The sequence below is a fragment of the Fictibacillus solisalsi genome (genome assembly GCF_900103485.1).
GTDB classification, from domain to species: Bacteria; Bacillota; Bacilli; order Bacillales; family Fictibacillaceae; genus Fictibacillus_C; species Fictibacillus_C solisalsi.
This window is the reverse complement of the sequence record NZ_FNHW01000004.1, coordinates 1-15,597: the sequence shown is the minus strand read 5'-3', so window position 1 is coordinate 15,597 and position 15,597 is coordinate 1. Positions and strand designations below refer to the sequence as shown.

Genomic DNA, 15,597 nt, shown 5'->3' with positions numbered 1-15,597 from the left:
AAAAAGGGGGAATTATTTATGAACGTTCAAACCATCATGGTCATCGGAGCCGGACAAATGGGCTCAGGCATTGCGCAGGTTTGCGCCATGGCCAATTATAAAGTGTATCTTCATGACCTGAAGGAAGAATATGTCCAAAAGGGAATGTCATCGATCGGATCCCAATTGTCCCGTCAGGTGGACAAAGGCCGAATGACGCCGGAAGACAGGGATGGTGTTTTAAACCGTCTCCTTCCATCCACCAGCATCCAAAACGCTGCAGAAGCCGATTTGATCATCGAGGCTGTCGTGGAAAACATGGATGTGAAAACACAGGTATTTAAAATGCTTGATGAAATGGCACCGGAGCACGCAATCCTTGCGAGCAATACCTCCTCCCTGCCGATTACTGAAATTGCAGCGGTTACGAAGCGGCCGGAGAAAGTCATTGGCATGCACTTTATGAATCCGGTGCCGGTCATGAAACTCGTAGAGATTATCCGCGGGCTGCAGACAAGCGATGAAGTATACGAAACGATAGAATCCATCACCCAAAAAATCGGCAAGGTTCCTGTGGAAGTACAGGATTTCCCCGGTTTTATCTCCAACCGGATTTTAATGCCGATGATCAATGAAGCTATTTTTGCTCTATATGAAGGTGTCGCGGAGCCTGAAGCTATAGATGAAATTATGAAACTGGGAATGAACCATCCAATGGGACCGCTCACATTGGCTGACTTCATCGGCCTCGATACCTGTCTTTATATCATGGAAACCCTTCATGAAGGGTTTGGGGACGATAAATACCGCCCATGCCCGCTTTTGCGTAAATATGTAAAGGCAGGCTGGCTCGGAAAGAAAACCGGCAAGGGGTTTTACACGTATAACTGAGGGCAGAAAAGCGTGACAGGGGGAATGAAACGTGAATCTCACGTTTACAGAAGAACAGCTCATGATGCAAAAGATGGTGCGGGATTTTGCACAGAAAGAAATTGCACCGATTATCGATGAGATGGATGAAAAAGATCAGTTTCCAACAGCGATTATAAAAAAAATGGCAGGCCTCGGCCTGATGGGCATTCCCATTCCCGAGGAATACGGCGGAGCAGGCATGGATTACACCTCCTACATCATCGCTATTCATGAGTTATCGAAGGTGAGTGCCTCGGTTGGAGTTATCCTTTCCGTGCATACAAGTGTCGGAACCAACCCAATTCTTTATTTCGGAAATGAAGAACAAAAGAAGCGGTTTATACCAAAGCTTGCGGGCGGTGAATACCTCGGGGCTTTTGCCCTGACCGAGCCTGGAGCAGGATCTGATGCGGCTGCTCTCAAAACAAAAGCCGTAAAAAAAGGTGATAAGTACATCCTGGACGGCTCCAAGATCTTCATTACGAATGCAGGGGCTGCAGATACGTATATCGTATTTGCTTCTACCTCGCCGGAGGCAGGATCGAGAGGAATCTCCGCCTTTGTGGTTGAAAAAAATACCCCGGGCTTCTCCATAGGAAAAAAAGAAAAGAAAATGGGGCTGAACGGGTCCAATACCTGTGAAATTATCTTTGAGCAGGCAGAAGTACCTGTGGAAAACCGTCTTGGAGAAGAGGGCGAAGGTTTTAAAATTGCCCTGAGCAATCTGGAGGCAGGAAGAATCGGCATTGCTGCCCAGTCACTGGGAATTGCGGATGCAGGACTTCAATACTCCGTTGAATATGCAAAACAGCGCAAGCAGTTTGGAAAACCAATCGGTGCCCAGCAAGGCCTCGCCTTTATGCTTGCCGATATGGCTACAAAGGTGGAAGCAGCTAAACTGCTGACCTATCGCGCGGCACATTTGCGTAATCTCGGCATTCCTTGCAAAAAAGAAGCGTCCATGGCCAAACTTGTCTCTTCACAAACGGCCATGAAAGTAGCCATTGATGCCATACAGGTTCATGGCGGCTATGGCTACACGAAGGAATATCCTGTGGAACGGCTGTTTCGGGATGCAAAAGTCTGTGAAATTTATGAAGGAACGAGTGAAATTCAACGAATCGTACTAAGCAAGCAACTATTAGAAGATTAAACCGGGAGGCACGAGAACATGCAGTTTCAACTTTCTGAAGAACACGAAATGATCCGTAAAATGGTGCGGGACTTTGCGAAAAATGAAGTAGAGCCGACAGCGGCAGAACGGGATGAAGAAGAGCGTTTTGACCGGCATCTTTTTGATCAGATGGCAGAGCTTGGCCTGGCAGGCATTCCTTGGCCGGAAGAATACGGCGGGATCGGCGGCGACTATCTCGGCTATGTGATTGCGGTTGAGGAGCTTTCCCGCGTATGTGCGTCAACCGGGGTAACGCTATCCGCCCATACCTCTCTTGCAGGATGGCCCATCTTTAAATTTGGATCAGAAGAGCAGAAGCAGAAGTTCCTGCGTCCGATGGCAGAAGGCAAGAAGATGGGAGCCTATGGACTGACTGAGCCAGGATCGGGATCCGATGCATCCAATATGAAAACCACCGCCCAAAAAGACGGTGATGACTACATTATCAATGGTTCTAAAATTTTTATTACCAATGCTGGTGAGGCTGAAATCTATGTGGTGTTTGCCATGACAGATTCTTCTGCAGGGCACCGCGGCATCTCCGCTTTTATCATTGAGAAGGGAACACCTGGTTTTTCGTTTGGCAAAAAGGAAAAGAAACTCGGCATCCGCTCTTCGCCAACACTGGAACTGATCATGGAGGATTGCAGAATTCCTGCAGAGAACCTTCTTGGCAAAGAAGGAGAAGGCTTTAAGATCGCTATGATGACATTGGACGGCGGACGCAACGGCATCGCTGCCCAAGCTGTTGGAATCGCCCAGGGCGCATTGGATGCCGCAGTCAACTATGCCAAAGAAAGAAAGCAGTTTGGCAAGTCGATCGGCCAGAATCAGGGTGTCGGCTTCAAACTGGCCGATATGGCCACCAAAGTGGAAGCGGCAAGACTTCTGACCTATCAGGCGGCATGGCGTGAGAGTCAGGGATTGCCCTATGGAAAAGAATCCGCCATGTCCAAACTTTATGCCGGTGACATTGCGATGGAAGTTACGACCGATGCTGTACAAGTATTCGGTGGATACGGGTATACAAAAGAGTACCCTGTTGAACGGTATATGCGTGATGCGAAAATTACACAAATTTATGAAGGAACACAGGAGATCCAGCGGCTGGTCATTTCCAAAATGCTGCTGAAAGATTGAGGAGGAAACCATGCATCCTTTGGCCGAACGCATACAAAATAAAGATGAACGGGCACTTGCGAGAGCCATTTCCTACGTCGAAAACGATCATGCTGAAAAGCTGGATCTGTTAAAAGATATTCATGGGATGCAAAAGAAGGCCCATTATGTGGGTCTGACTGGATCACCCGGTGCGGGCAAAAGCTCTCTTGTTAACCGGCTGATCACCTATCTTCGCAGGCAAAACCTGACCGTCGGAGTCGTGGCGGTTGATCCGACCAGCCCGTTCAGCGGAGGTGCGATTTTGGGGGACCGGGTCCGCATGAGTGAGCACTTTACAGATCCTGATGTTTTCATTCGCAGCATGGGAACGCGGGGGAGCCTCGGCGGCCTCGCGAGAACGACAAAGGAAACCGTTCGGCTGATGGATGCATTTGGCTTTGATATCATTTTGATTGAAACGGTCGGAGTCGGCCAGTCAGAGCTTGATATCATGAAGATTGCCGACAGCATTGCCGTTGTTTTAAACCCCGGAAGCGGGGATGTGGTCCAGGTTTTCAAAGCAGGGATTATGGAAATTGCCGACTTGTTCATCGTGAATAAAGCGGACCTTCCCGGAGTGCCCAAACTGCTGTCCGAAATTGACAGCATGCTTGATCTGGTTAAGCATGATGCGCCTTACCGGCCTCCTGTGGTCCAGACTATTTCTGTACAGAACAAAGGCCTTGAAGAAGTTTGGGGCGAGCTAAAAGCGCATCGTGCCTATCTGGAGGCGAGCGGTGAGGGAGACGAGCGGCGGGCGCGCAGCCTGAAGCAGGAAGTGATTGAAGTTGTTCACTATGAACTGATGCGGACCCTTCTTTTAAAAGAAGACGCGGATGGCTACCGGTGGGTAGCAGACGTGCAGGATGGAAGGCTCGATCCTTATACTGCCGCAGAGAATATCCTTAAACGATGGGATAAAAACCAGGAAGGAAAGGAGTGACCCCATTGGCAAGAAAGGAAGTACCTTCGCTGGTTAAGGATGAAAAACTCATCCAAAAAAGGCGGGGTGAAATGATCAAAGCAGCGGTCAATCTGTTTAAAGAAAATGGCTTCCACCGGACGACTACAAGGGAAATTGCAAAAGCGTCCGGCTTCAGCATTGGTACGCTTTATGAATATATACGGTCAAAGGAAGATATTTTATACCTGGTTTGTGACAGTATCTATGAAGGGGTCAGGGAAAAGCTGAACGAGCAGATCGGAATGACAGAAGGCAGCATTGATCATGTGAAAAAAGCGATTGCCGTTTATTTTAACGTGGTGGATGAAATGCAGGATGAAGTGCTGGTCATGTATCAGGAAGTCAAATCGCTGTCACGCGAAGCATTGCCTTATGTATTGAAAAAAGAGCTGGAAATGACAGCGATTTTTGAGGAGCTCATCAAGCAGACCGTGGAACAGGGAGAGCTTGATCTGTGCGAAGAGGAAGTCAAACTGCTGGCTCACAACATATTGGTTCATGGCCAGATGTGGACGTTCCGCCGCTGGAGCCTCAGAAAAGAATATAGTTTGGAAGAGTACACAAAAATGCAGACCCATCTGCTTTTGTATGGTGTCAAAAGTAAAAGTTTCACTTGAGAGGGTATAAAGTGTCAGAGAGGAGCAGGGGTAAATGAGTAGTCCGGAAGTATATCAACCGAAAAATCATATCCGATTTGTAACCGCTTCCAGCCTGTTTGACGGGCATGATGCGTCCATTAACATCATGAGGCGCATTTTGCAGTCGAGCGGTGCAGAAGTTATTCATCTCGGACATAACCGGTCGGTGGATGAAGTCGTAAGCGCAGCCATTCAGGAAGATGCCCAGGGCATTGCGATCTCCTCCTATCAAGGGGGGCATGTGGAATATTTCAAATACATGATCGACCTTTTGAAAGAACGGGGAGCAGGCCACATTAAAGTGTTTGGCGGAGGAGGCGGTGTCATTATTCCGCCGGAAATAAAAGAGCTGCACAGCTACGGCGTGACCCGCCTCTTCTCACCGGAAGACGGCAGGATCAACGGCCTGCAGGGCATGATTAATTTGATGCTGCAGGAATGTGATTTTCAGACGGTTACCGAGATTACGGATGAACTGGAGAAGCTTCCTGAAAAAGAGAGCAGAGCAGTTGCCCGTTTGATCACGGTGGCTGAAAACAGCGAAATGGCTCCAAAAGAAACGGCAGCCACAGCTGAAGAAGTGCTTCAGCAGGTGAAAACCTCACAGCAAAACGTACCGGTACTCGGGATCACCGGAACAGGAGGGGCCGGCAAGAGCTCCTTGACGGATGAACTGGTCCGCCGTTTTGTGAATGAATTCGAAGATAAGACAGTGGCCATTATCTCCATCGATCCGACCAAGCAAAAAACAGGAGGCGCTTTGCTGGGTGACCGTATCCGTATGAACTCCATTTACAATCCAAGGGTTTATATGCGGAGTCTGGCTACTCGTGGTTCGCGCTCCGAACTGTCAGCAGCCATCAGGGATGCACTGTCGATCGTCAAGGCTGCAGGGTATGACCTGGTGATCGTGGAAACAAGCGGAATCGGCCAGGGAGATGCAGGGATTGTCGATATTTCAGATGTCTCCATGTATGTGATGACCAGTGAATTCGGTGCGCCTTCCCAGCTGGAAAAAATCGATATGATTGATTATGCCGATCTTATTGCGATAAATAAATATGAGCGCAAAGGTTCTGAGGATGCGCTTCGTGATGTGAGGAAGCAGTACCAGCGCTCCCGCCAGTGGTTTGAAAAAGAGCTGGATGATATGCCGGTCTATGGCACGATCGCCAGCCAGTTCAACGACCAGGGGACAAACACATTATTCCGTGCGTTAATCGAAACGTTAAATGAAAAATGCACATTGGGCTGGCAGTTGAAGCCGTTGGCAGAAGAAACCGTCGCTAAACGAAATGTCATCATTCCCGGCGAGCGGAGCCAGTATTTAAATGATCTGGTCTATACGATCAGAGACTATTACAAAACAATGGATGAACAAGTGAAATATGCCCGCAAGAGCTATCAGCTGAAAGGCTCCATTGAAACCATTCAGGAATTTAACAGCGATGGTGAAGTGATTCCGGTCCTGGAGGAAACAAGAAAGCAAGTGGAAGAAAACCTTCTTCCGTTTTCCAAAAAGACGCTTGAGAACTGGCCGAAGCTGAAGGAACAGTACAGCGGTACAGAATTTGTAACGAAGATCAGAGACAAAGAAATCGTAACAGAGCTTACGACCAAAAGTCTTTCAGGCTTACACATTCCGAAAGTCTCCCTTCCCAAGTATGAAGACTGGGGAGAAATTCTTAAGTGGACCATGAAAGAAAATGTGCCTGGTGCTTTCCCGTATACAGCAGGTGTATTCCCGTTCAAACGAAAAGGAGAGGATCCGAAGCGGCAGTTTGCAGGAGAAGGCACGCCTGAGCGGACGAACCGCCGATTCCATTATCTATCCAAGGATGATGACGCCAAACGGTTGAGCACGGCGTTTGATTCTGTGACCCTGTACGGGGAAGACCCGGATTACCGGCCGGATATTTACGGAAAAGTAGGTGAAAGCGGAGTCAGCATCTGTACACTGGACGACATGAAAAAGCTGTATGACGGTTTTGATTTGACTGCACCGAGCACGTCCGTTTCAATGACGATCAACGGGCCTGCACCTATTATTTTGGCCATGTTCATGAATACGGCGATTGAACAGCAGCTGCAAAAATTTGAGAAAGAGCATGGACGCAAGCCTGATGAAAAGGAATTGTTGGACGTAAAGGCGAGAACGCTCGCAAGCGTCCGCGGGACCGTGCAGGCGGATATCCTGAAAGAAGATCAGGGGCAAAATACGTGTATTTTTTCAACGGAATTTGCCCTCCGGATGATGGGGGATATCCAGCAGTATTTTATTGATCATAACGTACGAAACTATTATTCTGTTTCCATTTCGGGCTATCATATTGCGGAAGCGGGAGCGAACCCGATTACCCAGTTGGCCTTTACACTTGCCAACGGATTCACCTACGTGGAATATTACCTCAGCCGCGGCATGAAGATCGATGATTTTGCGCCAAATCTATCTTTCTTCTTCTCCAACGGACTCGACCCGGAATATGCGGTCATTGGCCGTGTTGCCCGAAGAATTTGGGCCACTGTCATGAAGAATAAATACGGAGCAAGCGAACGAAGCCAAAAGCTGAAGTATCATGTGCAAACCTCCGGTAGATCGCTTCATGCGCAGGAAATTGATTTTAACGATATCCGCACAACGCTGCAGGCGTTGATGGCGTTGTACGACAATTGTAATTCCCTGCACACCAACTCCTATGATGAAGCGATTACGACGCCAACAGAAGAATCAGTGCGAAGAGCTATGGCTATCCAGCTCATTATTACAAAGGAACTTGGCCTTGCCCGCAATGAAAACTCTCTTCAGGGCTCCTTTATCATCGAAGAACTGACAGACCTCGTAGAAGAAGCGGTTTTACAGGAGTTTGAACGGCTGAATACGAGAGGCGGTGTTTTGGGCTCTATGGAAACTCAGTATCAGCGCGGAAAAATTCAGGAAGAATCGATGTACTACGAAATGAAAAAGCATAATGGAGAGCTTCCGATTATCGGGGTCAACACGTACCTGAATCCTAACCCGCCGAAAGATGAGGAGTTTAACATGCAGCTGGCCAGGGCAACAAAAGAAGAAAAAGAGCAGCAAATCGCTCATTTAAATGATTTTAAACAGAAAAATGCAGACCGCTCGGAAGAGGCGCTTCGCAAGCTTCAGGAAACCGCACTGAACGGCGGAAACATCTTTGAAGAACTGATGGAGACCGTCAAAGCAGCCTCCCTGGGCCAAATCACCACTGCATTGTATGAAGTAGGCGGCAAATACCGAAGAAATATGTAAGCCGAAGTCGGAAAAAGAGGACAATAGCATCCTCTTTTTCTATTTTTTTAACCAGTTGCACTGATTTGGAAAAAAAGATATCATTCATCTAGCATATCCTTGGAAGATTTGTTTATAATGAAGAGTATAATTCTTCTAGAACTAAACGTATGCACCCATAACATAAATAGATTTATTGATTTGAAAGGAAGTGCCAACTTGAGTTTAATCAAAACGTATTCAAAAGAAGAAATCATGGAGATGGCCATGGTTGAAATTGCTTTTGAAATTTTGAAAGAGGAAAAAGAGACCGTTTCTTTTTATGAGCTAGTACAGCGCATTAAAGATTTGAAAGGTATTTCTGACGCTGCAGTGCAGCGCCGTCTTTCTCATTTTTATACGGATATGAACATCGACGGGCGATTTGTTTCACTTGGAGATAACAAGTGGGGCCTCAAAGCCTGGTATCCGATCGAAAGCAGTGAGGAAGAACTGGGGAATACGAACAAGCCGTCCAAACGCAAAAAAGTCGTTGCTGAAGATGAGGACTTCGATGAATACGATGAAGATTTCGAAGATGAAGACTTTGATGCACTTGATGTGGATGACGAATTTGCCAAAGCAAGCAGCAGCGATGATGACGACGATGATGACGATGAAGATGAAGACGAAGACTTGGATGAGGACTTCGACAATTTCGCAGACAGCGATGAAGAGCTGGATGAAGATATAGAGGACGAGGAAGACGAAGCCGCTGAAGAGGAATTATACGAAGTAGAAGAGGAAGACGAAGAAGAACGCTAGTTAGCAGAACCGGCTGTGCAGATGCACTCCGGTTTTCTTTATTTGTTCTTGACAAGTTTCGCGAAAGCCGATAGAATCATTTTTGGGCTAAACGTATATATAATTCGATTATTGCAGATAAAAACAAAAGTGCCCCCATTATTGGGGAGGCGTCACTTTTGTTTTTTTTTATTTTATAGCTTCTTTTTTCTTATTCGTTTATTCTGCTTGAAACAGAGGCGGAGGGGAATACTTACTAGTGATTATCCAGAGGGGGAATAAAGAATGGCAAAGTATATTTTTGTAACAGGCGGAGTGGTTTCGTCTCTTGGAAAGGGAATTACAGCGGCATCGTTGGGCCGCTTGCTAAAAAATAGAGGAGTCAAGGTTACAACTCAAAAGTTTGACCCGTACATTAACGTCGATCCCGGAACGATGAGTCCTTATCAGCATGGCGAAGTGTTTGTAACGGATGATGGTGCGGAAACAGACCTTGACCTTGGCCATTACGAGCGTTTTATCGATATCAATTTGAATAAATTCAGCTCCGTTACAACCGGTAAGATTTACTCTACCGTTTTGCGTAAGGAACGACGGGGAGAGTATCTGGGTGGTACGGTTCAGGTTATCCCGCATGTTACCAACGAGATCAAAGAGCGCGTTTTCCGTGCTGGCCGGGAAACAAACGCTGATGTTGTTATTACTGAAATCGGGGGAACCGTCGGCGACATCGAAAGCCTGCCGTTCTTAGAAGCAATCCGCCAAATCAAGAGTGACGTAGGTTCTGAGAATGTGATGTATATCCATTGTACGCTCATTCCTTATATTAAAGCAGCAGGTGAACTGAAAACCAAACCAACACAACACAGTGTTAAAGAGCTTCGAAGCCTTGGAATTCAGCCGAACATTATTGTTGTCCGTACGGAAATGCCTGTTTCCGATGATATGAAGGAAAAAATCGCGCTGTTCTGTGACATCAATCCAAAAGCTGTCATTGAGGCACGTGATGCAGACACCCTATATCGTGTTCCAATGGATCTGCAGGAACAGAAAATGGACCAGATTGTATGTGACCATCTGAAGCTGGATTGCAAGGAAGCGGATATGGGCGAATGGAAAGCACTGATTGACCGTGTGCTGAACCTTTCCGGAAAAGCGAAGATCGCACTTGTAGGTAAATATGTAGCCCTTCAGGACGCTTATATTTCGGTAGTAGAGTCTTTAAGGCATGCAGGATACCATCATGATGCAGATATTGATATCGAATGGATCAATTCAGAAGATGTGACAAAGGAAAACGTCAACGACATTCTAAAAGATGTGGATGGAGTTCTTGTTCCTGGCGGATTTGGTGATCGCGGTGTTGAAGGGAAAATTCTTGCCATTCAGTATGCCCGCGAAAACAAGGTCCCTTATCTGGGGATTTGTCTTGGCATGCAGCTTGCTTCAGTAGAGTTTGCCCGTAACGTGCTTGGAATGGACAATGCTCATTCGACTGAGCTGCTTCCAACGACTGATTTTCCTATTATTGACTTGCTTCCTGAACAAAAAGATATCGAGGATCTTGGAGGAACGCTCCGTCTCGGACTTTACCCTTGCAAGCTGAATGAAGGAACAAAAGCTTATGATGCTTATCAGGATGAAGTGGTTTACGAGCGTCACCGCCATCGTTATGAATTTAACAACGAATATCGTGAACAAATGGAAAAGCAGGGCTTTGTCTTCTCTGGAACAAGTCCTGATGGACGCTTGGTAGAAATTGTGGAGCTCAAGGACCACCCTTGGTTTGTAGCATCCCAATTCCATCCTGAATTTATTTCACGTCCAACCCGTCCGCAGCCTTTATTCCGTGAGTTTATTGGAGCGGCGCTTCAATTGAAGAAATAATAAATCCTATACAAAAACCCCCGGCTGTTCTGAGCCGGGGGTTTTATCAGTTGATCAGCAAGCAGGCCATTGGGGTTAGCTGCAGTTTTTTTGAGAGAGGGAAACTGCAGTGTATAAAGGGCCTCGTGCTTTAGTTGTGCCAACCTGTTTGGTGAACCCTGTTGCAGGCACAGAGTTTCGGTGGAGTTTGTATGAGGTTATGACTTATGAGGAAACAAAGGTGCCATAAACAAAAGGGCTGGTGAAGTTTAGGACCTTAGTCCCACTTCTATTCAAAATTTCGCCAATAGCTGACAATATCCTTCAAAGTTTTTAAATTTTTTTATTCATACTCCTCCAATATTTCTTTTGCTGTCAAACAGATCACATGGAAAGCAAAAAGACCCGCCATGGCAGATGGAATGCCGTAACGTTCGCCATTTTCAAAAGGGACGAGGCCGCCTCTCAAAGGTAAACGAATAAAGGCATCCCATTCCACTGCTTGTGATTCTCCCTCTTCATTAAGGCTGGTAATAAGGATGACAGGAGTTTCTGTCTGGTCTTTCACTTTTCGTGCAAGGCCAGGCAGCCCCTCATCGTCCAGAAAGCCGTTTGCTGCAATGACAATATCTGTACTTGTTAACATAGGAATATCTGAATCGGAAAGCTCTTTGGCGGCAGGAAAAGCTTCAGGTCCGTTCATTCCTTCAGCAGCGATGGCTTTCATCTCACTCTTTGTCGCAAAATAAACGGTACCCCGGGACATTAGAGTCTGGGCAAGCAAACGCGCTGCATCTTCAATGGCATACTCGCTTTCCTGCTGTATTTTTGTGAATATCCCATTCAGCTGGGTGGAAAATATTTTTTGCATAAAATCTCCTTTTTACAGGTTTTTGTATGAATGTAGTATATCTTATTCATTTTTTTATTTCACTTCAAGCAGCAGGAAATTGGCAAACCTTGACGAATAAGGTTTAAAATAAGAATCAGGAACGAAAAATATGGCAGAGGTGAGCAGGTTGGGTAAAATACTAATTGTTGATGACCAGTACGGGATTCGAATTCTTCTTAATGAAATTTTTCAAAAGGAAGGATACCAGACATTTCAGGCAGCAAACGGCGTGCAAGCTTTGGCAATTGTTGAACAAGAAAGTCCTGACCTCGTGATTTTGGATATGAAAATACCTGGAATGGACGGGTTGGAAATTCTTCGCAGAGTTAAAAAGCTGGATGCTTCCATACAAGTCATCATCATGACAGCATATGGTGAGCTGGACATGATCCATGAAGCGATCAAGCTTGGGGCAATTACTCATTTTGCAAAGCCGTTTGACATTGATGAGATCCGGGCAGCTGTTAGGAAGGAATTACCAATTAATGCCGGGTAATGCAAAATTCCTTTAAACATTGACATATCGGGAATGGTAGCGCTTGCACGCAAAAAGCCTGATTTATTGCGGTTTTCAAGCGCTATTGGTATGCTATAATGGATTTGAAAATATACTATGCATGTTTAACATATGGCATTTTCGGAAAGAGAGCGAAGATGGTTCTTTTCCGTTTTTTTGTGCCAATAGTAAAGGGAGGACATGAAAGATGCCTTTAGTTTCAATGAAGGAAATGCTCGAAAAAGGAAAAGCCGAAGGATATGCAGTCGGTCAATTCAACATCAACAACCTTGAATTTACCCAAGCAATCCTAAAAGCTGCCCAAGAAGAAAACTCTCCAGTTATTCTTGGGGTATCAGAAGGTGCTGCTCGTTACATGGGTGGTTTTAAGCTTGTTGTCAGCATGGTTAAAGCACTCATGGAAGAATATAAAATTACCGTTCCGGTTGCTATCCATCTTGACCATGGTTCCAGCTACCAAAAATGCGCAGAAGCAATTCATGCTGGATTTACTTCTGTCATGATCGACGGATCTCACTTCCCATTGGAAGAAAATATCGAATTAACTAAAAAAGTAGTTGAGCTTGCTCACTTCCACGGCGTATCTGTTGAAGCGGAACTTGGCCGCATCGGCGGACAGGAAGACGACCTTGTGGTGGATGATGCTGAAGCTGCTTATGCTATTCCTTCTGAATGTGACCAGCTTGTTCGTGAAACAGGTGTGGACTGCTTTGCTCCTGCACTTGGAAGCGTACATGGCCCTTACAAAGGGGAACCAAATCTTGGTTTTGACCGCATGAAAGAAGTTAACGAATTAACTGGTGTGCCTCTTGTGCTTCACGGCGGGACAGGCATCCCAACCCACGATATCCAAAAAGCGATTTCTTTGGGAACAGCAAAAATAAATGTAAACACCGAAAACCAAATTGCGTCTTTCAATGCAGTAAAAGAATTTATTGCTGCTAACCCAGACAAATACGATCCTCGTAAATACCTTACTGCAGCCCGTGATGCGATCCAGGAAACAGTTAAAGGTAAAATGCGCGAGTTCGGTTCTTCAAACAAGGCGTAAGTAATATAGGGAAGCAAAAAAGGTATTCGTTTTTTTGCTTCCTGCTATGAAACCGCCTATACATGATAGGCGGTTTCATTTACAATAAAAAGTGTTAAAAGCGTTAAATTCGGGTATGAAAGTTGTTGTGTGGAAAAGACTAAAGAAGATTTTAGACTGACGTCTGCCAACACTTAAATTTTTAGGAGTGAATAAAATCATGAAATTTTTTATTGATACAGCAAATATTGATGAAATCCGGGAAGCACATGACCTTGGTATCTTATCCGGGGTTACAACCAACCCAACATTAGTCGCAAAAGAAGGCGTGGATTTCCACAGCCGAATCAAAGAAATCGCTGAGCTTGTTCCAGGTTCTGTAAGTGCGGAAGTTGTATCCTTAAATGCTGAGGAAATGGTTGCAGAAGGTAAAGAGCTTGCTGCCATTGCTCCAAACGTTACCGTTAAAGTGCCCATGACGACTGAAGGTCTAAAAGCAGTTAAAGCTTTCAGCGACATGAACATCAAAACAAACGTTACTTTAATCTTCAACGCAAACCAGGCATTGCTTGCAGCACGAGCTGGAGCAACTTATGTTTCACCATTCCTTGGAAGACTTGATGATATTGGACAAGATGGGTTGAAGCTGATTACTGAGATTTCAGAAATCTTCGCGATTCATGAAATTCCGACCCAGATCATCGCTGCATCCGTTCGTCACCCGATCCATGTAACTCAAGCGGCTCTTGGCGGTGCACATATCGCTACTATCCCGCTTAAAGTTATTAAGAGCCTCACTAACCATCCATTAACCGATCAGGGTATTGAGCGTTTCCTTAGCGATTGGGAAGCTGTTAAGAACCGCGGATAGATCTGAATAGACCTATACAAGCACCACCTTTTGTGGTGCTTGTTTTTGGTTTTTTTCCATTAAATGAGAAAAATTAGCATGATATCCCAGTTGTCCGTGAATACTACTGCAAAAGACAACTGTTAGATATGCTTGATGCAGAAGGGAGCAGACCATGGAACAAAAGCTTATGATAGAAGGGGGTTATCCCCTAGAAGGAACCGTTCATATCAGCGGAGCCAAAAACAGTGCAGTCGCATTAATCCCAGCTACCATTCTTGCAGAATCCCAAGTCATCATAGATCAGCTGCCTAATATATCAGATGTTCACTTACTTAGAGCATTGCTTGAAGAAATCGGCGGTGAAGCCGAACTCGATGAGAATAATACATTAACGGTCAATCCAGAAAAAATGATTGCCATGCCATTGCCCAATGGCAAAGTAAAAAAGCTGAGGGCTTCTTATTATTTAATGGGTGCAATGCTGGGCCGTTTTAAAAAAGCGGTTATTGGCCTGCCTGGAGGATGCAACCTGGGGCCAAGACCGATTGACCAGCATATTAAAGGTTTCGAAGCACTGGGCGCAAAAGTGACCAATGAACAAGGAGCCATCTACCTACGTGCAGATGAGCTTATTGGAGCACGAATTTATTTAGATGTCGTGAGTGTTGGCGCAACAATTAATATTATGCTGGCGGCTGTAAGGGCCAAAGGACAGACGATTATTGAGAATGCGGCTAAGGAACCGGAAATTATCGATGTGGCCACTCTGCTTACAAGCATGGGAGCCAAAATTAAAGGTGCGGGAACGGATGTCATCCGGATCGATGGTGTCGAACATCTGCATGGTTGCCGTCATTCTATCATTCCCGATCGCATTGAAGCAGGCACTTACATGATCCTGGCTGCAGCAGTTGGCCAGCAGGTTGTCATAGACAATGTTATTCCTTTGCATTTGGAATCATTGATTGCCAAACTTCGCGAAATGGGTGTACAGATTGAAACGAAAGACGACCAGGTCTTGATTCATAGCAGCAATGGACCATTGAAAAGTGTCGATATTAAAACACTGGTCTATCCTGGCTTTCCTACGGATCTTCAACAGCCGTTCACCTCGCTCCTTACTAAGGCTGAAGGAACGAGCCTTGTAACGGATACAATTTATTCCGCACGATTTAAGCATATCGATGAATTGAGAAGAATGGGTGCGAATGTAAAAGTAGAAGGCCGGTCTGCCATTATTAATGGACAAGCCCGTCTGGAGGGAGCAAAGGTAAAAGCCAGCGATCTGAGAGCGGGAGCTGCACTTGTGGTTGCAGGTCTCATGGCAGAAGGCATTACAGAGGTTTCAGGACTTGAACATATTGACCGGGGTTATGAGTCGCTTGTTGACAAGTTGGTTGGACTCGGTGCAAAAATTTGGCGCGAGAATCTTGATATCGAAGAACTCGAAGAAGTCGAAAAATAAGGACGGATTTGGGTCAAAGCGTATTTGTGTTCAAGAGCTCCAACACTTCTCGCTATAGAACGGCCATCTCAGCATTTCACTGTCCAGCTTCGATGGCCAAAAGCTCGATT

13 protein-coding genes are annotated in these 15,597 nt (G+C 45.8%); 12 read left to right on the top strand and 1 reads right to left on the bottom strand.

Annotated features, from left to right (window positions below):
- Nucleotides 1-18 precede the first annotated feature (18 nt).
- The 8 genes from BLT53_RS20725 (at nt 19) to pyrG (ending at nt 10,751) form a co-directional block, all read left to right on the top strand.
- The gene (locus BLT53_RS20725; protein WP_090238139.1) at nt 19-870 is read left to right on the top strand and encodes a 3-hydroxybutyryl-CoA dehydrogenase; all 852 of its coding nucleotides are present in this window, start codon (nt 19-21) and stop codon (nt 868-870) included.
- Nucleotides 871-901: 31 nt separating this feature from the next.
- Nucleotides 902-2,044, top strand: coding sequence for an acyl-CoA dehydrogenase (locus BLT53_RS20720; RefSeq protein WP_090238136.1), 1,143 nt, complete (start codon nt 902-904; stop codon nt 2,042-2,044).
- A gap of 18 nt (nt 2,045-2,062) precedes the next feature.
- Nucleotides 2,063-3,205, top strand: coding sequence for an acyl-CoA dehydrogenase (locus tag BLT53_RS20715; RefSeq protein ID WP_090238133.1), 1,143 nt, complete (start codon nt 2,063-2,065; stop codon nt 3,203-3,205).
- A 10-nt stretch (nt 3,206-3,215) separates the two neighbouring features.
- Nucleotides 3,216-4,169 carry a methylmalonyl Co-A mutase-associated GTPase MeaB gene (gene meaB / locus BLT53_RS20710; RefSeq protein ID WP_090238131.1) on the top strand — a complete coding sequence of 318 codons (954 nt, stop codon included), beginning with the start codon at nt 3,216-3,218 and terminating at the stop codon, nt 4,167-4,169.
- Nucleotides 4,170-4,174: 5 nt separating this feature from the next.
- Nucleotides 4,175-4,807 (top strand): TetR/AcrR family transcriptional regulator, encoded by a 633-nt coding sequence (locus BLT53_RS20705; RefSeq protein ID WP_090238129.1) that lies wholly within the window; start codon nt 4,175-4,177, stop codon nt 4,805-4,807.
- A gap of 34 nt (nt 4,808-4,841) precedes the next feature.
- Entirely contained in the window at nt 4,842-8,102 is a 3,261-nt protein-coding gene (gene icmF / locus BLT53_RS20700; RefSeq protein ID WP_090238126.1) for a fused isobutyryl-CoA mutase/GTPase IcmF, read from the top strand.
- Nucleotides 8,103-8,300: 198 nt separating this feature from the next.
- Complete coding sequence (gene rpoE, locus BLT53_RS20695) at nt 8,301-8,885, top strand: DNA-directed RNA polymerase subunit delta (RefSeq protein ID WP_244520524.1); 585 nt, start codon at nt 8,301-8,303, stop codon at nt 8,883-8,885.
- A gap of 264 nt (nt 8,886-9,149) precedes the next feature.
- Entirely contained in the window at nt 9,150-10,751 is a 1,602-nt protein-coding gene (gene pyrG, locus BLT53_RS20690; RefSeq protein WP_090238120.1) for a CTP synthase, read from the top strand.
- A 322-nt stretch (nt 10,752-11,073) separates the two neighbouring features.
- Here pyrG and BLT53_RS20685 read toward each other — a convergent pair whose 3' ends face one another.
- Nucleotides 11,074-11,601, bottom strand: coding sequence for a DUF2529 family protein (locus tag BLT53_RS20685; RefSeq protein WP_090238117.1), 528 nt, complete (start codon nt 11,599-11,601; stop codon nt 11,074-11,076).
- Between the two features lie 148 nt (nt 11,602-11,749).
- Between BLT53_RS20685 and BLT53_RS20680 the strand changes: the two genes are divergently transcribed.
- The 4 genes from BLT53_RS20680 (at nt 11,750) to murA (ending at nt 15,487) form a co-directional block, all read left to right on the top strand.
- Nucleotides 11,750-12,118: a response regulator gene (locus BLT53_RS20680; protein ID WP_425284726.1), complete on the top strand. Its 369-nt coding sequence runs from the start codon at nt 11,750-11,752 to the stop codon at nt 12,116-12,118.
- Between the two features lie 208 nt (nt 12,119-12,326).
- Nucleotides 12,327-13,190, top strand: a complete 864-nt coding sequence (gene fba / locus BLT53_RS20675; protein WP_090238111.1) for a class II fructose-1,6-bisphosphate aldolase — start codon at nt 12,327-12,329, stop codon at nt 13,188-13,190.
- Nucleotides 13,191-13,389: 199 nt separating this feature from the next.
- On the top strand, nt 13,390-14,040 hold the full coding sequence (gene fsa, locus BLT53_RS20670) for a fructose-6-phosphate aldolase (protein WP_090238108.1): 651 nt from the start codon (nt 13,390-13,392) through the stop codon (nt 14,038-14,040).
- Nucleotides 14,041-14,194: 154 nt separating this feature from the next.
- A complete protein-coding gene (murA, locus tag BLT53_RS20665) occupies nt 14,195-15,487 on the top strand; it encodes a UDP-N-acetylglucosamine 1-carboxyvinyltransferase (RefSeq protein WP_090238105.1) in 1,293 nt (430 codons plus the stop codon).
- Nucleotides 15,488-15,597: the final 110 nt, after the last annotated feature.